Below are 16887 nucleotides of genomic sequence, written 5' to 3'. Positions count from 1 at the left end.
CCCTAACCCCTGAGCAGGCCGAGCGCCTCGCCCAGATCAAATTTCCCTGTTGTTAGAAGGAATAGCCGATGGAACTGGCAGACGAAATAACCATCAACGCCCCGAAAGAGGTTGTCTATGCCGCGCTCAATGACCCCGAGGTCCTGAAACAGTGCATACCGGGTTGTGAGGAGTTGATCAAACACTCGGATACTGATCTTGAGGCGAAAGTGGTCCTGAAGGTTGGCCCGGTCAAGGCCAAGTTCTCGGGCAATGTGGTGCTGAATACCGAAGGCGCGCCGGATGCGTTTTCTCTGACCGGTCAGGGAAATGGCGGAACGGCTGGCCATGCCAAGGGCGGTGCTGATGTCACGCTGACCGGCGATGGTAACAGCACGATCCTGAAGTACGAGGCGACGGCTGAGATTGGCGGCAAGCTGGCCCAACTGGGCAGCCGGCTGATCCAGGGGACGGCCAAAAAGCTGGCGGCCAAGTTTTTCAAATCCTTTGCCGACGTAATGGAAAACCAGACGGTCGGTTGAACGCTTTACCACTCACTCACCGAATGGGCTGTGGTGATCACCTATCCACCACAGCCCGACGCAATTGTGACTTGTGACATGTGATTTCCACGTATAACAGGGCGCATCCCGGTCGCAGCCTACCCGGGTAACAAAACAAGGGTTCAAAATATGAAAACGATCGTAATCTGCTCGGGTGGGCTGGATTCGGTGTCGCTGGCGCATATGGTGGCGCGCGACCATGAACTGGTTGGCCTGATCTCTTTCGACTATGGCCAACGCCACCGCAAAGAGCTGGACTATGCCGCGCTGTGCGCGCAGCGCCTTGGCGTGCCGCATGACATCATCGATCTGCGCTCGGTCGGGGCGGTCCTGACCGGCTCGGCCCTGACGGACGATGTGGACGTGCCCGACGGGCACTATGCCGAGGACAGCATGAAGGTCACCGTGGTGCCTAACCGCAATGCCATCATGCTGACCGTCGCGTTCGGGGCGGCCGCCGCACGTGGCGCGGATGCAGTTGGAACGGCCGTGCATGGCGGAGATCACTTTATCTATCCCGATTGCCGTCCTGCCTTTACCGAAAGCTTTGAACTGATGCAGAAGCACGCGCTGGAAGGGTATGCCGACGTGTCCCTGTTCACGCCGTTTGTCCATCGCAGCAAGGCGGATATCGTGACCGAAGGTGCGCGGGTCGATACGCCCTTTGCCGAAACATGGTCCTGCTACAAGGGCGGCGCACATCACTGCGGGCGCTGCGGCACCTGTGTCGAACGGCGCGAGGCCTTTCATCTGGCCGGAGTCACTGACCCGACCGTTTATGACGACCCGGATTTCTGGGCGGCGGCAACGGCACAAAAGGAAAGCGCCTGATGTACCGGATCACCAAGGAATTCCACTTTTCCGCCTCGCACCAGCTGACCCACCTGCCCGAGGATCACCAATGCGCACGGATGCATGGGCACAATTACATCGTCGAGGTCGAGCTGGCGGCTGCAGATCTGAACGCGGACGGGTTCGTGCGCGATTATGGCGAACTGAAACCGCTCAAGACCTATATCGATGAGACGTTCGATCATCGCCACCTGAACGATGTGATGAACATCCTGACCACTGCCGAGAATATGGCGCGGCATTTCTACGACTGGTGCGCCGCACGCTGGCCGGAAACGGCTGCCGTTCGGGTCAGCGAAACGCCGAAAACCTGGGCCGAGTACCGCCCATGACCCGCCTGCGCATTGCCGAGATTTTCGGCCCCACGATACAGGGCGAAGGCGCGCTGATCGGGGAGCCGACTGTGTTCGTACGCACCGGCGGATGTGACTATCGCTGCAGTTGGTGCGACAGCCTGCACGCGGTTGATACCGCCTTTCGGCATAACTGGGCGGCCATGTCGACCGATGATGTCTGGGGCCGGGTGCGCGCGCTGTCTGGCGACCGGCCTTTGACCGTCTCGCTGTCGGGTGGCAACCCGGCCATTCAGGACTTTGGACCTCTCATCACGTTGGGGCGCGAACAGGGCTATCGCTTTGCCTGCGAAACTCAGGGCTCGATTGCGAAGCCGTGGTTTGGTGCGCTGGATACGCTGGTGCTCAGCCCCAAGCCGCCCTCCAGCGGTGAAACCGTGGATTGGGGCGCCTTTGAGACCTGTCTTGAAGCAGCGGGGAACGGCCCCAAAACAGTTATGAAAATCGTGATTTTTGATGAGGTTGACTACGATTGGGCCCGGTCTGTTTCGGATCGCTACGCCTCTCTGCCGCTGTTCCTGCAGCCCGGCAATGCCGAGGTCGACCCGGCCCTGCCCGTCGATCCGCAAAGCTTGTCGGATCGGCTGTTGTGGCTGGTGGAAAAAGTCACCGCAGATGGTTGGTTCACCCCCCGGGTGCTGCCGCAACTGCACGTCCTGCTATGGGGCAATAAACGCGGGGTCTGAGGCCCCAACAAGGAGCATCACATGGAAACGATCTATAGCGACCTGACCCAATTGGGCGGCACGACTGAACTGCCCGCCTCGCCGGAAGCGGCTGAATTGGAACGTGTGCAGAACCCGCAGGCCGATATCGACTATTGCGTGCGGTTCACTGCGCCCGAGTTTACTTCGCTCTGCCCGATGACGGGGCAGCCGGACTTTGCGCATCTGGTCATCGATTATGTGCCGGGCGATTGGCTGGTGGAATCGAAATCCTTGAAACTGTTTCTGGGATCGTTCCGCAATCACGGCGCCTTTCACGAGGATTGCACTGTCTCTATCGCCCGTCGGCTGGTTGAGTTTCTGGAACCGCGCTGGCTGCGGATCGGGGGCTACTGGTACCCGCGCGGGGGCATCCCGATTGATGTTTTCTGGCAGACCGGCGCAATGCCGGAACATGTCTGGATTCCCGATCAGGGTGTTCCACCCTATCGCGGGCGGGGATAGTTGCGATTAGGCACTCATTGGGCTGCCCTGGGCGCCGTCCTGGTATATATGTTTGGTATTGGACGTTTATCTGGTGCTAAGTTTTAGCACGTAGAGTTGAAATTTCTTAAGGCCTTAGAAGGTCTCAAACATGTTGCGCGGTGACCGGGAGGATCGGAATGGTTGAAAGACTGCTGAACGGCAATTTTGAGATTCTGGTCGCCGACCCGGACATCGTTACGAATGGCGCACCCGAAGGAGCCAATGACCCCGCCAACTGGACGGTCACGGACGAAACCGACGGTGTTGGCCGGGTGGAATCCGTCAATATCGGCGGCAGCAACACGGCTTATTTCAATGGTGGTGGCAATACGAATGGCGGCAGTATCGAACAGACCGTCGATGGCATTCCGCTGGGGAAAACCGCCACCTTTTCAATCGACTATGACGAAGTTGGGTCCGGTGGCAATGCCAGCGCCCTGATCGAAATTCTCGACAGTTCCGGCAATGTTGTCTTTTCGCAAACGGCGACAACGCCGGGTGAGACGGTCAGTACCTCGTTCACGACCGAGGACACCAGCTATACCATCCGGATTACCGACACATCCAACCCGGGTACGTTCAGCCGGGATTTCTATGTCGATGATGCGTCGTTCTTTGTCCCTTGCGTTGTGCGTGGCACGCGCATTCAGGCCGAAGACGGATACGTGAGGGTCGAAGATCTGCGGGTCGGAGATCGTGTTTGGACCAAAGACCGTGGCCTGCAGCCCATCCGCTGGATTGGGTCGCGCAAAGTCTCGGCGGATGAATTGGCCCAACATCCCAAGCTCAGGCCGGTCAGGATTGTGTCGGGTGCGTTGGGAACGGGCCTGCCGGAACGCGACCTTTGGGTTTCGCGTCAGCACCGCATGTTGCTGCAATCCAAGGTTGCCGAACGCATGTTCGGACAGGCCGAGGTTATGGTGGCCGCGATCCGGATGACCGACCTGCCGGGTGTTTTCGAAGATGAATCGGTGGACTTGATCGAGTATTTTCATCTGCTTTTCGACCAGCATGAAATCATCAGTGCCGAAGGGACCATGACCGAAAGCCTGTTCACGGGGCCAGAAGCGCTCAGGGCCATTGATCCCGAGGCCCGGGATGAAATACTGACGCTTTTCCCCGAGGTTGCGGAATTGGACTATAAGCCCGAGCCGGTGCGGTTCATTCTCCATGGAAAAGGCCAAAAGCAGCTTATCTCCAGGCATATCAAAAACGGAAAACCCGTCTTTCAATAGGCCTGTGTCACCCCGACCATCTTGTCAGCGGGTGAGGTCCGGGTAGTGTGGCCGCGGCATCGAAATGAATGAGGCACGGGCCACAGGGAAAGAACAGGGCATGGATTGGGACACGTTTTCCTATTGGGGACAGCACATCGCAAGGTGGGCTGCGGATTACCACAAGGGGTTGCCGGACCAACCCGTTCGAGCACAGACTGCACCCGGTGAGATTGCACAGCAGCTTGAGGTGACGCCTCCCGAAACGCCCGAGTCGATGGACGCAATCCTTGCGGATTTCGAACGGATTGTAATGCCCGGGATCACCCATTGGCAGCATCCGCGATTCTTTGCGTATTTCCCGGCCAATGCCGCGCCGCCCTCTATGCTGGCCGAGATGCTGGTGACCACGATCGCGGCCCAGTGCATGCTGTGGCAGACCTCTCCGGCAGCGACCGAGGTCGAGGGTGTGATGATCGACTGGTTGCGACAGGCATTGGGTTTGCCGGACGGCATGACAGGCGTGATACAGGACAGCGCGTCGTCAGCCACATTGTCCGCCGTGCTGACCATGCGAGAGCGTGCAACCGGGTTCACCGGCAACCGCGAGGGGCTGAATGGCAAAGGATCACTGCGCATCTATTGCTCGGACCAGGTGCATTCATCCATCGACCGGGCGTGTTGGGTTGCAGGGATCGGTCAGGAAAATCTGGTTAAACTGCCGGTAAAGGGGTCACGCTATGCGCTGGACCCCAAGGCGCTTGAGGCCGCCATTCAGGCAGACTTGGTTGCCGGACATATCCCCGCAGGGATCATCGCAATCACCGGAGGGACCGGTGTCGGCGCATGTGATGACCTGATGTCTGTGGCGGATATTGCCGCAAAACACGACCTTTACACCCATCTGGATGCGGCTTGGGCCGGGTCGGCCATGATCTGCCCCGAATTCCGCGACGCCCTGTGGCACGGTGCGGATCGCTATGACAGTATCGTTTTCAATCCGCATAAATGGATGGGGGCTCAGTTCGATTGTGCGGTTCAATTTCTGCGGGATGCCACACCGCAACTGAACACCCTGAAGATTGAGCCTGAGTATCTAAAGACAACCGGTGCCGAGGTGACCAATTATTCCGAGTGGACCATCCCACTTGGCCGGCGGTTCCGGGCGCTGAAGATATGGTTCTTGCTGCGCTCTTACGGGTTGGAGGGGTTGCGCGCTCGCATTCGCAACCATGTGGCCTGGGCGCATGAACTGTCGGAACAGATCGCCCGGATGGATGGGTTTGAGATCATCACCGGCCCGGTGCTCAGCCTGTTTTCTTTTCGTTGCCCCGGTGATGATGACATGCAGCAAAGGCTGGTGGACGCGTTGAATAACGACGGCAGGATTTACCTGACACAAGGTCTTTTCAACGGTCGTAAAATCATCAGATTTCAGGTCGGGCAATTCGATACGACACGTAATGACGTGCTGGCCGCAGCTGACGTAATTCAGGATGTATGGCGTGCGCTCGGCTGATCCTGTATTGCGAGCTTACCGGGAAAACCGTGTCGAAATCGACGCATAAACTATGAAGAAGAGTATCATGAAATCATGGATCGGAGCCCTGGGGCTGGCAGTGGGAATGTCACAGCCTTTGTTTGCGCAAGAGGGCACGGCCCCTCCGTGGTCGGTCAACTGCAGCAATCGCGGCAACGGGTCCGAGCTGATCTGTGAAATGACCCAGAGCATCGTTCTGACCGACAGCAACCAACGGCTGACCTCGATTGCCTTTTTGAAAGCGGCAGGCAGAGACGAGATGGAGACCGTGGTGACTCTGCCTTTTGGCCTGCTTTTTTCCGAAGGGTTGACTGCCAGAGTAGACGGGACCGAGGTCGCGCAGCTTGAATTTCTGACCTGCGAGGCGCAGGGCTGTTTTGCACGTTCACCCGTGTCGCCGGACTGGGTGGCGGCCATGCGGGCCGGAAATCAGATGACCATCGACAGTATCAACCGGCGCGGTGAGCCGATCAGCTTTCAATTTGATTTGACCGGGTTCAGCCAGATTTCTGCTCTGATGCCATAAGGCTTACATCTGGTGCCACGGTGTCCGGGGCAGGGGCATTCTGGTGGCGATGCTGGCCTGAAGCTGCTGCGCCGTCGTCTTGAGCGCGTCAATGACCATTTCGCGGCGATTGTCGATCAGGGCGCTGGCGAAATGCGGAATGGTCAGCGCCGCGATGACGGCTTTGCCCGGCATATGGCGCACCGGGGCCGAGATTTCGTTGATCGCGTTGCTTTCCGGACTGCTCAGTGAGATAAAACCCTGCTCAAGGCAGGTTCCGGCCTGATCTGCGAATTCCTGATGGTTTTGCGCGTCCTGCCCTGGTGCAATACGTTCCAGCAAGGCCAGACGTTCGGAATTTGTGTCCAACTCGGACAAGAAACAGGCCCCGGCGGATGTCGTAAAGATGGGGTTTGCGTATCCGACTTGTACAGTGACGCCATAGTTTTGCGAGGATGAGACACTGCTGATCACCACAAGGTCGCCAGCGCCGCTTGGAACCCAGAGGTGATTGGACAGGGCGGTCTCTTCGGCCAGCCGCTCCATATAAGGTTCAGCCAGTTCTGCCAGCTTGCTGTTATCGGTGCGCTCTCCGCCCAGCAGTGCCAGTTTGCCGGTCAGTTTGAACAGATCGTCTTCCTGACGTTCGATATAGCCCCTCTCTTCCAGCACGATCATCATACGGAAGATTTCGTTCTTTGAGCGCCCAATGCCCTGGGCCAGTTGCGAAAGGGTTGGGGCCGTGTCCGCGAGCGACAGAAACTCAAGGATATCCAGCCCCTTTTCCAAGGCAGGGGCCGAGTATTTCTGGAGTTTTGTCTTTTGCTCGGACATGCAGCTACCTTTTCGAATAGCTTTCTCAGAAAAAGCAGCAGGGGCGCAAGCCCCTGCATACTCGGCTGACTATCCCGACAGGGAGGAGAAAGATCGTCAGCCTTGGACCGTTATTTCAGGCCATTCTTTTTCAGAACGTCATCCGCGTTGTCGGCGGTGATCGCTTCGGTGCCCATGACAACCGATTTCGGCACCTCTTCGCCTTTCAGATGCTTGAGCGCCTGACGCAGACCTTCTGCACCCGGGGTCGGGTACAGGAATGTCGCCGAAAGCTCGCCATTGGCAACCCAGGTCACGCCTTCACCGGGCAGGGCGTCGACGCCGATAAAGATGATGTCATCGGCGCGGCCCGCGTCCTTGGCGGCGAGATAGGCGCCATAGGCCATGGGATCGTTGTGGCCATAGACCATGGTGATGTCTTCATAGTTGCGCAGAGCGGTCGACATGATGTCATAGGCCTGATCCTGCTTCCAGTCGCCCGACTGCTGATCCAGCAGGAAGGTCACGCCGTCTTCGCCGTCAAAGGCTTCGTGGAACCCATTGGCGCGGTCATGCGCAGCCTGCGTGCCCAGACCACCCCAGATTTCAACGATGGTACCACTGGCAGCGCCTGCGCCACCCAGTTGATCCAGGGCGAACTTGCCTGCCTCGCGGCCGATCAGTTCGTTGTCGCCGCCAACCCACTGAACGAATTTGTCCGTGTCCACGTTGCGGTCCAGAACAAAGACGGGGATGCCCGCGTCGGTGGCCTGTTCCACCACACCGGTCAGACCGGCGGATTCTTTGGGCGAGATCAGGATCGCGTCCACTTCCTGACGGATAAAGTTCTCAACATCCGCAACCTGCTTTTCAGTGCGGTCATTGGCGTCGGCGATGATCAGCTCGACATTGTCGTGCAGATCGGCCTCGGCCCGCAGGTCTTTGTTGAACTGGACGCGCCAGGGCTCAACTGTGGTCACCTGCGAGAAACCGATCACATAGTCGTCAGCCGCCAGTACCATGGATGCCGAAAACGAGGTTGCGAGCGCGGTGGCAGCCATCAGGCTCTTGCCAAATGTTCTTCTTTTCATAGTTTACTCCTTAGTCATGATGCGGGTTTCTCCAAATTCCCGCGTTCTGATTGCTCTGACCTTGGTCCGCCAAGATTTGAGGTCAGAGCCTCCTCCCTCTGCCCAGGCGCTCTTTCGCCATGACAAAGATCTCTTCAAATCGCCCTTCCTGAAGCAGGACGGCGACCACGATGATGATGCCCTTCAGCACCAGCTGCGTGTTGCTGTCGATGTTGTTGAGTTGCAGGATGTTGCTGAGGAAACCAAAGATCAGCACGCCCACAAACGTTCCCATGATCGCGCCACGGCCACCCATCAGACTGGTCCCGCCGATGACCACGGCTGCGATCGCGTCCAGTTCCAGACCCAGACCCGCGTCGGGTTTCCCCTGACGGAACTGCGCCACATACAGCACTCCGGCCAGCGCCGAGAGGCCCCCGGCCAGCGCATAGGTGATGATCTTGTTGCGGCCCACATTGATGCCGGCCAAACGCGCGGCCTCTTCATTGCCGCCGATGGCCATCAGATAGCTGCCAAAGGTGGTGAAGCGGGTGATCAGGAAAAACACCAGCAGCACGCCCAGAAAGAACAGGCCCGGTACGGGGACAACACCCCACAGGAGTTCACGCAGCACTTCGAAATTCTCGGTCGCATTCGACCCTGTGTACACCGGGTAGACGGCTGTATCCTGCCCGGCGATAACGCGGGCCAGACCCAGCGCGCCCACCATCATCGCCAGTGTCACGATAAAGGGTTGCAGGCGGCCATAAACGATCAGCGCACCGTTCACCGTTCCCATCACGGCCCCGATGCAGGGCACGACGATCAGCACAGCCAGCACCCCGAACTTGGGCATCACCTGACCGGCCAGCCAGACCATAACGCCGATTGCAATGGCGGCGGCAACCAGACGGCTCAGCATCCGCGAGGGCGCGCTGGCCGTAGGGTTTTCCGAACTGCGGTTCAGGTTGCTTTGGACGAAATAGATCAGCGCGGCGATGCAGACAAACAGCACGATGCCGGTTGCCGGAACCCCGAAATAGCTGGCGGCTGTCCACCCCTCTTGCGTCAGCAACATGGCGCAGATCACCGTTCCCAGCGCCATGACCGATCCGACCGACAGGTCGATCCCGGCGATGAAAATCACCATGGTCATGCCCACGGCGACAATCCCGGTGACCGAGACCTGACGCAGGATGTCTGTCAGGTTGCCCAGTGACAGAAAGATGTTGTTGCCTTTAGAGGACAGGGGCGAGGTCAGCGCACCAAACAGGATCAGGGCGAACAGACCCCAATAGAGTTTTGTTTTGCTCAGCAGGTGCATGAACATCGAACTGCCCGCGTGCTGTTGTTTCACTGTTTGGCTGTTGGGTTCCATAACGGTCATGTCTTTTCTCTTTTGTGGGCCAGTTCGCTTGGGTTGGGCAGTCAGCGAAACTGCATTGCCAGGGCTTTTATTGAATCCACGGACATTTCTTCGCGCGACAGCTCTCCGGCCATCTGGCCTTCGCACAGCACGATCATCCGGTCACAAACCGCCATGAATTCCGAAAGTTCCGAGCTGGCAAAGAGGACTGAGATCCCCTGATCCGCCAGCCGTCCGACCAGATCGTAAATCTCGTCCTTGGCACCGATATCGATGCCGCGCGTGGGTTCGTCCAGCAGCAGGACACGCGGCTGTGTGGCCAGCCATTTGCCCAGAACCACCTTTTGCTGATTGCCGCCGCTCAGCTTGCCGACCGGATGGTCGGGGCCGGTTGCCGCAACCTTGAGCGTCTCAATTGCGCGCAGCGCCTGTTTGTTCTGTTCGGCCTCGGAAAAGCGCCCGAACCGCGATTGCAGGGGCATCAGCGGCAAGGCCACATTGGATGAGATCGACCGGTCCAGGATCAACCCGTTGCCTTTGCGATCCTCGGTGATCAGGGCAAGCCCGTTGCGAACCCCATCCTGCGGTTTCGCCGGGCGCAGCTTTTGACCTTCGAGGGTGATGTCGCCCCGATAGCTGTTGCCGCGAGCGCCAAACAGCGTCTCAAGCAGTTCTGTGCGACCGGCCCCCAGAAGGCCGCCGATGCCCAGAACCTCGCCGCGGTTCAGGTTGAATGAGACATCATCCAGAACTTTGCGGTGGCCATCCCACGCGGTCAGGTTCTCGACCTGCAAAACGACCTCATCGGTGGCTGGTTTCTGCCGCTCGACGGGAACGATTTCGACGGTGCGGCCTACCATCATGCGGATCAACTCGGCCGATGTGGTTTCCGAGGCAAGACGCGTGCCGATCAAGTCGCCGTCGCGCAGAACGCTGACGCGGTCCGAGATTTCGAACACCTCGTCCATGCGGTGCGAGATGTAGATTACCGCCACCCCCTGAAGAGCCAGGTCGCGCACGACCTCCATCAGAATATCCGCTTCGGCCTGCGACAGGGCCGAGGTCGGCTCATCCATGATCAGCAGACGCGCATTCATCAGCAGCGCACGGGCGATTTCAACCAGCTGCTGTTCGCCCACGCGCAGGTCCTTGACGGGCGTGTCGATGTCCAGCGTGAACCCGAACCGCGACAATGCCTTGCTGGCTTTTTCGCGCAGGGCCTTGCGGTCGATGAAAGTCCCGAATTTCCGGGGCTCATGCCCCAGCAGCACGTTTTCGGCCACGGTCATTTCCGGGATCAGGCTGAGTTCCTGATGCATGATGACAATGCCATGCTTTTCAGCATCACGCGGGGCGTCAAACTCGACAGTTTCCCCATCGATTTGAAAGGTGCCAAAGGTCGGTTTCTGCACACCGCTGATGATTTTGACCAACGTGCTTTTCCCGGCGCCGTTCTCACCCATCAACGTGTGTATTTCACCGCCCTGAAACGCCAGATTCACGTCGCGCAGAACAGACACGCCGGAAAAGGACATTCCGATCCCGTTCAAGGACAATTCAATCTGGCTTTCGGTTCCCTGCCTTGCACGCAAAGCAGATTGTTGTGTCGTCATCACGGCGCCTCCCTACGCGGTGCAAACGAACCCATCTTGGGTGTTTCATATATGAAATCACGTACACCAATGAAGCGTCAAGCTCTTTTTGCGACTTATTTTCAGCTGTGAATACGTGGCGGTGACATGTCCTGACTTGAGGTGGTTAACTTATTTATAAATAATAAATTTCTTCCAATACGTAGGAAGCCGAAAACAGAAAAACCGCGGCGTTTCATCGAAACGCCGCGGCTTGATCTTGATTCTGTTTTCGCTCGTTTTATCCGCGCAGGACCTTGCCCGCCGGATCAAACGGAGGTTCGTGCAGGATCGTGGCCTTGTGCGGCCGACCCAGCACCATCACCTCAACCTCATCACCAGGCTGGGCGTTCTTGACATAGCCCAGGGCCAGCGACATGCCGACGGTGTAGCCATAGGTGCCCGAGGTCACACGACCGATGCCTTCGCCATCCTTGAAGATCGGCTCACCACCGGTGGCGTCAGCGTTCGAGGCGGTGACGTCGGCCTCATCCAAATGCAGCAGAACCAGCTGTTCGCGGGCGGAGGTGTCCAGCACCTTCTGCGCGGCTTCCTTGTTCAGGAAGTCCTTTTCGAATTTGCATAGACGGTCCAGCCCGACTTCGTGCGGCCAGTATTCGGGGCTGTATTCGCGGCTCCACGAACCATACCCTTTTTCAACCCGCATCGACATGAGAGCGCGGCTGCCGACAGGGCCCGCGTCGAAGGCTTTGCCGGCGTCCAGCAGTGCGTCATACAGACGGGCCTGATCTTCGGTCTTGCAGTGGAGTTCCCACCCCAGATCGCCGGTGAACGAGACGCGCAGGGCCAGAACCTCGACCCCCGCCAGTTCGATCTTGGCCGACCGCATGAACGGGAAGTCCTCGGTCGCCAGCGACGTGTTGGTCAGGCGCTGCAGGATTTCGCGCGATTTAGGACCGGCGACGTTGAAGCCGCACATCGCCTCGGTGTGGCTCTCAAAGGTGGTCCCTTCAGGCAGCGGAACCTGCTTGAAGAACCGCTTGTGATAGCGCTCGGCCATGCCGGACCCGATGATCCAGAACTCATCCTCGGCCACGCGGGTGACGGTGAAGTCCCCGGCAATACCGCCACGTTTCGAGATCAGCGGCGTCAGGCAGGACCGGCCAACCGCCTTGGGCATGTTGTTGGCAAAGACCGCGTTCAGCCAATCCGCAGCGCCGGGGCCTTTGCAGATGTATTTGGCAAAGTTCGAGATATCGATGATGCCCGCCCGCTCGCGCAGCATCTTGCATTCCTCGCCCACAGGCCCCCACCAGTTCTGGCGGGTAAAGCCGTTGGTATCCACGGTGCCGGGCTCATCCGCGAACCACAGCGGGTGTTCCCAGCCAACGTTCAGGCCGAACACCGCGCCCATGGCTTTCTGGGTTTCATAGATCGGGCGCACACGGGCCGGGCGGCCTGCGCTGCGTTCCTCGTTCGGGAAGTGAATCGCAAAGCGGTGGGCGTATTGATCCTGCACCTTGGCCTTGGTGAACTCTTTCGTGGCCCAGGTGTCGAAGCGCGCCATGTCCCAGGCGAACATGTCGTATTCGGTTTCCCCTTCGATGATCCACTGTGCCGCCATCAGGCCCATGCCGCCCGATTGCGAGAAGCCGGGAATGATGCCGTTGCAGCAGAAATAGCCATCGACCTCGGGCACCGGGCCCATCAGAACGTTGGAATCGGGCGACCAGATCATCGGTCCGTTGATGACGCGCTTGATTCCGGCCTCGCCCACGGCGGGCAGACGTTCGATGGCGTTCATCATGTTCTCTTCGATCCGCTCCAGATCGTCGGGGAACAGGTCATGGGCAAAGTCCAGCGGCGTGCCTTCTTCGGCCCAGAACTTCATGTCTTTCTCATAAGCGCCGACCAGCAGGCCGTTGCCTTCCTGACGCAGGTAGTATTCGCCATCGCGGTCCGAGACCGAGGGCAGGCGGGTGCCGTGACCTTCGACGCCAGACATGGCCTCGGTGACGAAATACTGGTGTTCGGTCGGCTGCAGCGGCAGCTCGATCCCGGCCAGTTTCGCGACCTCACGACCCCACAGACCCGCGGCATTCACCACCCAAGGCGTTTTGATGTCGCCCTTGGGAGTCTTGACGATCCAGGTGCCATCTTCCTGCTGCTCGGTCGCGGTGACGGGGGTAAAGCGGTGAATCTCGGCCCCGCGCTGACGCGCACCCACGGCATAGGCGTTGGTCACGCCCGACGGGTCCACGTTGCCGCCATCGGGTTCGAACATCACGCAGCGGATGCCGTCGTAATTGACCAGCGGGTTCAGCTTTTGCGCTTCTTCAATGCTGATCTCATAGAAGTTCATGCCGTACAGCTTGGCCTTGGCGGCCTGCAGCTTGAGCTGATGCTCGCGCTCTTCGGTCTGGGCCAGATACAACGAGCCGGGCTGGAAAACGCCACAGCTTTGGCCGGTTTCTTCCTCCAACGAGTTATACAGATTCATCGTATAGTGCTGGATGCGGCTGATATTGGTGCTGTCATGCAGCCCGTGGATGTTCGCCGCTGCGTGCCAAGTTGAGCCAGAGGTCAACTCGTCCCTTTCCAATAGTACGACATCCGACCATCCCAGCTTGGTGAGGTGATACAGGATTGAGCATCCGATGACACCGCCGCCGATGACCACGGCCCTGGCTTCTGTTCGCATTTTGCTATCTCGCGCGTTGTGTTTCGATGGGTTTCTTTCACGAACCGGGGGCCAACGGCAATGTCCACAAAATTCAAGAAGAGGTGAGAGGAATTAAACTGAACTCCTTTGCGCGGTCCCCAACAAGAAAAACCCCGAGCCAAGGCCCGGGGTTCCCGAATTTGTGATTGCTTTGCGCCCCTTGTATGACGCGCACCGGGTGTCGGCGCGCGGAATCAAGGCAAAAAACCTAGAACTCCAGACGATGCGCGCGGCCGCGTTCAAACAGCATTCGGTTCAACTCATCAGCCTGGGGCGAGCCGTATTCCAGAGCGAAGACAAACGCATGAGTCAAATAGAAGCACGCCGCTTCATGATCTTGACGAAGCTCTGCAAGATTCGCCGCCTGATGGTACAACCGTATCAGGTCAGGCACGTTGTAATCCGCATGCGCCTGCAGCAGTTGTGTGTCGAGTTCGTCGAGATCCACAGTCAGCCTTTCAGCGAAATCGCGATGTTCTTGGTCCTGACGTAGTTGTAAAGCGCCTCAAGCCCTTTTTCACGTCCAAAACCTGATTTCCCGACGCCCCCAAACGGGGTCGAAATACCACCGGCGAACCATTCGTTGACGAAAACCTGACCCGCCCGCAGCTTGTGCGCCACACGATGGGCCCGCGCGAGGTCACGGGTAAAGATGCCTGCGACCAGACCGAACTCGGTCCCGTTGGCCATGGCGATCGCCTGTTCCTCGGTGTCGAAGGGGGTAAAGCAGGTCACCGGGCCGAAGATTTCCTCTTGCGCGACGCGGCTTTGGGGATCGACATCCGCCAGGATGGTGGGGGACATGAAATACCCGCCGCGTTCCAGACGCGCACCGCCAGCAGCGACGCGCGCACCGTCCTGACGCGCAGTCGAGGTGATCTCTTCCACGCGCTGCAACTGCAGAGCCGAGATGACAGGCGTATGTTCAGGATTGTCCAACCCGTGCCCGACGCTGAGGCCATTGGCCAGCTGGGCCGCACGCTCGACCGCTTGGTCATAGATCGAACGATGCACCAACACCCGTGCCATGGCCGAACACACCTGACCGGCATTGTAGAAAATACCGCTTTGCAGGCTGGTCATAAGCGTATCGAGATCCGCATCGTCAAAGGCCACGGCTGCGGACTTGCCACCCAGTTCCATCAGTGACGGGATCACGTTGTCGGCGGCTGACCGCAGGATGTTCTGCCCGGTCGGAACCGAACCGGTGAATACGATCTGATCCACCTGGGAACTGGCAACCAGTTTCGCGCCCAGATCCGAGCCAATGCCATTCAGGATCGACACGGCACCGGCGGGCACCTCGGCCCGTTCCAGCGCAACACCCAGCATCGCCAGGCCAATCGGGTCCAGTTCCGGCGATTTGATAATGGTCGAATTTCCCGCCGCCATCGACGGCGCCAGCGAACGGCCCGCAATGGAAACAGGGAAGTTCCACGGCACGATCTGCGCCGAGACCCCATAAGGTTCGAAAACGGTATAGTCAGCATAGTCTGGTCCCAACGGGATCGACTTGCCCTCGATCTTGTCGGCAACACCGCCATAGTACTCAAAATACTGCGCGGCCTCGATGAATTCATCCCGGGCGGCCTCAAGCGTCTTGCCGCTTTCACGGCACAGCAGTACGGCCCCTTCATCCGCGATGTTGCGGATTTCCTGCGCGATGCGCATCATCAACCGACCGCGTTCGGCCGGTTTCATGTCGGCCAGATCGCGCTGTTCAAACGACGTGCGCGCAGCCTCTAGCGCGCGGGCCAGAGATGCCTCACCCGCTTGTGCGCAATCGGCGACATGTTCTTGATTGCCGGGGTCCTCGACGGCGATGGCAGCGCCCTTGTCACCATCGACCCACGATCCGGCCAGAAAGTTTCTGGCCAGACCGTCCTTTAGAAAGTCGCTCATTATGCAGCGCGACCTTTTTCGATCTGCGTTGCAACCCAATGGTGGAAGCAATGGGTCGGACCGTCCATCGCAGGCGAGAAACGGCCGCCGTCGAACAGAACGCCGTGACGACCTTTCTGCATGCCTTCGACCACGAACACGTCCTCTTCGAAAACGGTCTTCCACAGCTGAGCGTTCTTGGCCCGCAGAGGTTCATGCTCGGGCGCGTCTTCGGGTTTTTTGGCGTAGTACAACTCAATATGCTCGATGGTTTTTTCCTGGTTCACAGGTTCGAGGATAAAGGCAAAACCGTGGTCGCGCTGAACTCCCAGCAGGACGTTCGGGTACACGACAATGTATTCCGCGCCTTCGTTCCACTTGTCGCTCAGGCCGTCGAAATCGTCCAGCTTTTCGCCGTCCTGACCTTCGAACTGGCGATATACCAGCGTGCCCTGGCCCGAGTATTTGCCCAGCTCGTTGATGTTGTAGTGGTCTTCCAGACGGGAATAGCTGTTCAGGCCGGGGTGAACCCAAGGCAGGTGATAGCTTTCGCAGTAGTTTTCGACCGCCAGTTTCCAGTTCGAGTCCAGTTCCAGACGAACCGAGGCACCGGCGCCGCCGTGATACATCGGCTGTTCGAACTCTTTCCAGCGCTCCATCAGGTCGCTGTGCACCTCTTCGAACTCGGGCGCGTTGCCGTCGACATTGACGAACACAACGTCGCGCCAGACATAAGAGCGGATGCGGATCAGACCCAGTTCCGAGAAATCGAGATCTTCGTGGGTGTTTTGGCCGGGGCCGCCTACGTGAGGTGCGGTGCGCAGTTCGCCGTTCAGGCCGTAGCACCAGCTGTGATAGGGGCAGCGGATCGCGCCACGGATTTTCTGCGGCTTGTCGACCAGAATCATGCCGCGGTGACGGCAGGTGTTCTGGAATACGCCGATTTCACCATTGCGGTCGCGGACCATCAGAATCGGCATGCCCAGGAAATCAACCGGCTTTGCATCGCCAGCTTCGGGGATATCCTTGCCAAAGCCAATACCGGACCAGTTCGCGAACAGTACGGATTCCCGTTCTTCGGCAAAGACTTTGGGGTCGATATAGTGCTCGTTCGGCAGCCCCTTTGCTGTGTTTACCGGGGTCAGAACGGACGAAAGCGATGCGTGCTTGTTCATCGGTCACTCCTGAGTATGAGATTGGCGTTGGTTTTGACCTCCATTGGCAGCGCAACCGGCAAAGCTTCAATA

General features: G+C 58.7%; 16 protein-coding genes. 8 read left to right on the top strand and 8 right to left on the bottom strand.

Annotation, left to right across the window (positions count from 1 at the left end; all coding sequences use genetic code 11):
- Positions 1–68 precede the first annotated feature (68 nt).
- The 8 genes from ACR0J5_RS15820 (at position 69) to ACR0J5_RS15785 (ending at position 6217) form a co-directional block, all read left to right on the top strand.
- Entirely contained in the window at positions 69–521 is a 453-nt protein-coding gene (locus ACR0J5_RS15820; protein ID WP_480655022.1) for an SRPBCC family protein, read from the top strand.
- A 150-nt stretch (positions 522–671) separates the two neighbouring features.
- Positions 672–1373 carry a 7-cyano-7-deazaguanine synthase QueC gene (gene queC, locus ACR0J5_RS15815; protein ID WP_480655020.1) on the top strand — a complete coding sequence of 234 codons (702 nt, stop codon included), beginning with the start codon at positions 672–674 and terminating at the stop codon, positions 1371–1373.
- A complete protein-coding gene (gene queD / locus ACR0J5_RS15810) occupies positions 1373–1726 on the top strand; it encodes a 6-carboxytetrahydropterin synthase QueD (protein ID WP_480655018.1) in 354 nt (117 codons plus the stop codon). The genes queC and queD overlap by 1 nt, the downstream gene beginning before the upstream one ends.
- The gene (queE, locus tag ACR0J5_RS15805; RefSeq protein WP_480655016.1) at positions 1723–2433 is read left to right on the top strand and encodes a 7-carboxy-7-deazaguanine synthase QueE; all 711 of its coding nucleotides are present in this window, start codon (positions 1723–1725) and stop codon (positions 2431–2433) included. Before queD ends, queE begins: the two co-directional genes overlap by 4 nt.
- 21 nt (positions 2434–2454) lie before the next feature.
- Positions 2455–2916, top strand: a complete 462-nt coding sequence (gene queF, locus ACR0J5_RS15800) for a preQ(1) synthase (protein ID WP_480655014.1) — start codon at positions 2455–2457, stop codon at positions 2914–2916.
- Between the two features lie 158 nt (positions 2917–3074).
- Complete coding sequence (locus ACR0J5_RS15795) at positions 3075–4172, top strand: Hint domain-containing protein (protein ID WP_480655012.1); 1098 nt, start codon at positions 3075–3077, stop codon at positions 4170–4172.
- 100 nt (positions 4173–4272) lie between these two features.
- Positions 4273–5670 (top strand): pyridoxal phosphate-dependent decarboxylase family protein, encoded by a 1398-nt coding sequence (locus ACR0J5_RS15790; protein ID WP_480655231.1) that lies wholly within the window; start codon positions 4273–4275, stop codon positions 5668–5670.
- Positions 5671–5737: 67 nt separating this feature from the next.
- Entirely contained in the window at positions 5738–6217 is a 480-nt protein-coding gene (locus tag ACR0J5_RS15785) for an invasion associated locus B family protein (RefSeq protein ID WP_480655011.1), read from the top strand.
- Positions 6218–6220: 3 nt separating this feature from the next.
- On the opposite strand, the gene ACR0J5_RS15780 is transcribed toward ACR0J5_RS15785, so the two are convergent.
- The 8 genes from ACR0J5_RS15780 to ACR0J5_RS15745 all read right to left on the bottom strand — a co-directional run bounded on the left by ACR0J5_RS15780 (position 6221) and on the right by ACR0J5_RS15745 (position 16815).
- Positions 6221–7030 carry an IclR family transcriptional regulator gene (locus ACR0J5_RS15780; RefSeq protein WP_480655009.1) on the bottom strand — a complete coding sequence of 270 codons (810 nt, stop codon included), beginning with the start codon at positions 7028–7030 and terminating at the stop codon, positions 6221–6223.
- 110 nt (positions 7031–7140) lie between these two features.
- The gene (locus ACR0J5_RS15775; protein ID WP_480655007.1) at positions 7141–8100 is read right to left on the bottom strand and encodes a substrate-binding domain-containing protein; all 960 of its coding nucleotides are present in this window, start codon (positions 8098–8100) and stop codon (positions 7141–7143) included.
- 82 nt (positions 8101–8182) lie between these two features.
- Complete coding sequence (locus ACR0J5_RS15770) at positions 8183–9466, bottom strand: ABC transporter permease (RefSeq protein ID WP_480655005.1); 1284 nt, start codon at positions 9464–9466, stop codon at positions 8183–8185.
- A 41-nt stretch (positions 9467–9507) separates the two neighbouring features.
- Positions 9508–11058: a sugar ABC transporter ATP-binding protein gene (locus tag ACR0J5_RS15765; RefSeq protein WP_480655003.1), complete on the bottom strand. Its 1551-nt coding sequence runs from the start codon at positions 11056–11058 to the stop codon at positions 9508–9510.
- Between the two features lie 259 nt (positions 11059–11317).
- Entirely contained in the window at positions 11318–13738 is a 2421-nt protein-coding gene (locus ACR0J5_RS15760; protein WP_480655001.1) for a GcvT family protein, read from the bottom strand.
- A 229-nt stretch (positions 13739–13967) separates the two neighbouring features.
- The gene (locus tag ACR0J5_RS15755) at positions 13968–14207 is read right to left on the bottom strand and encodes a hypothetical protein (RefSeq protein ID WP_480654999.1); all 240 of its coding nucleotides are present in this window, start codon (positions 14205–14207) and stop codon (positions 13968–13970) included.
- 2 nt (positions 14208–14209) lie between these two features.
- Positions 14210–15661 carry an aldehyde dehydrogenase family protein gene (locus tag ACR0J5_RS15750; RefSeq protein ID WP_480654997.1) on the bottom strand — a complete coding sequence of 484 codons (1452 nt, stop codon included), beginning with the start codon at positions 15659–15661 and terminating at the stop codon, positions 14210–14212.
- Entirely contained in the window at positions 15661–16815 is a 1155-nt protein-coding gene (locus tag ACR0J5_RS15745; RefSeq protein ID WP_480654995.1) for an aromatic ring-hydroxylating oxygenase subunit alpha, read from the bottom strand. The genes ACR0J5_RS15750 and ACR0J5_RS15745 overlap by 1 nt, the downstream gene beginning before the upstream one ends.
- Positions 16816–16887: the final 72 nt, after the last annotated feature.

The sequence above is a fragment of the Ruegeria sp. BE1 genome, from assembly GCF_056538885.1.
Note: the sequence above shows the minus strand (reverse complement) of the source record. Positions and strands in the feature narration are given on the sequence as shown.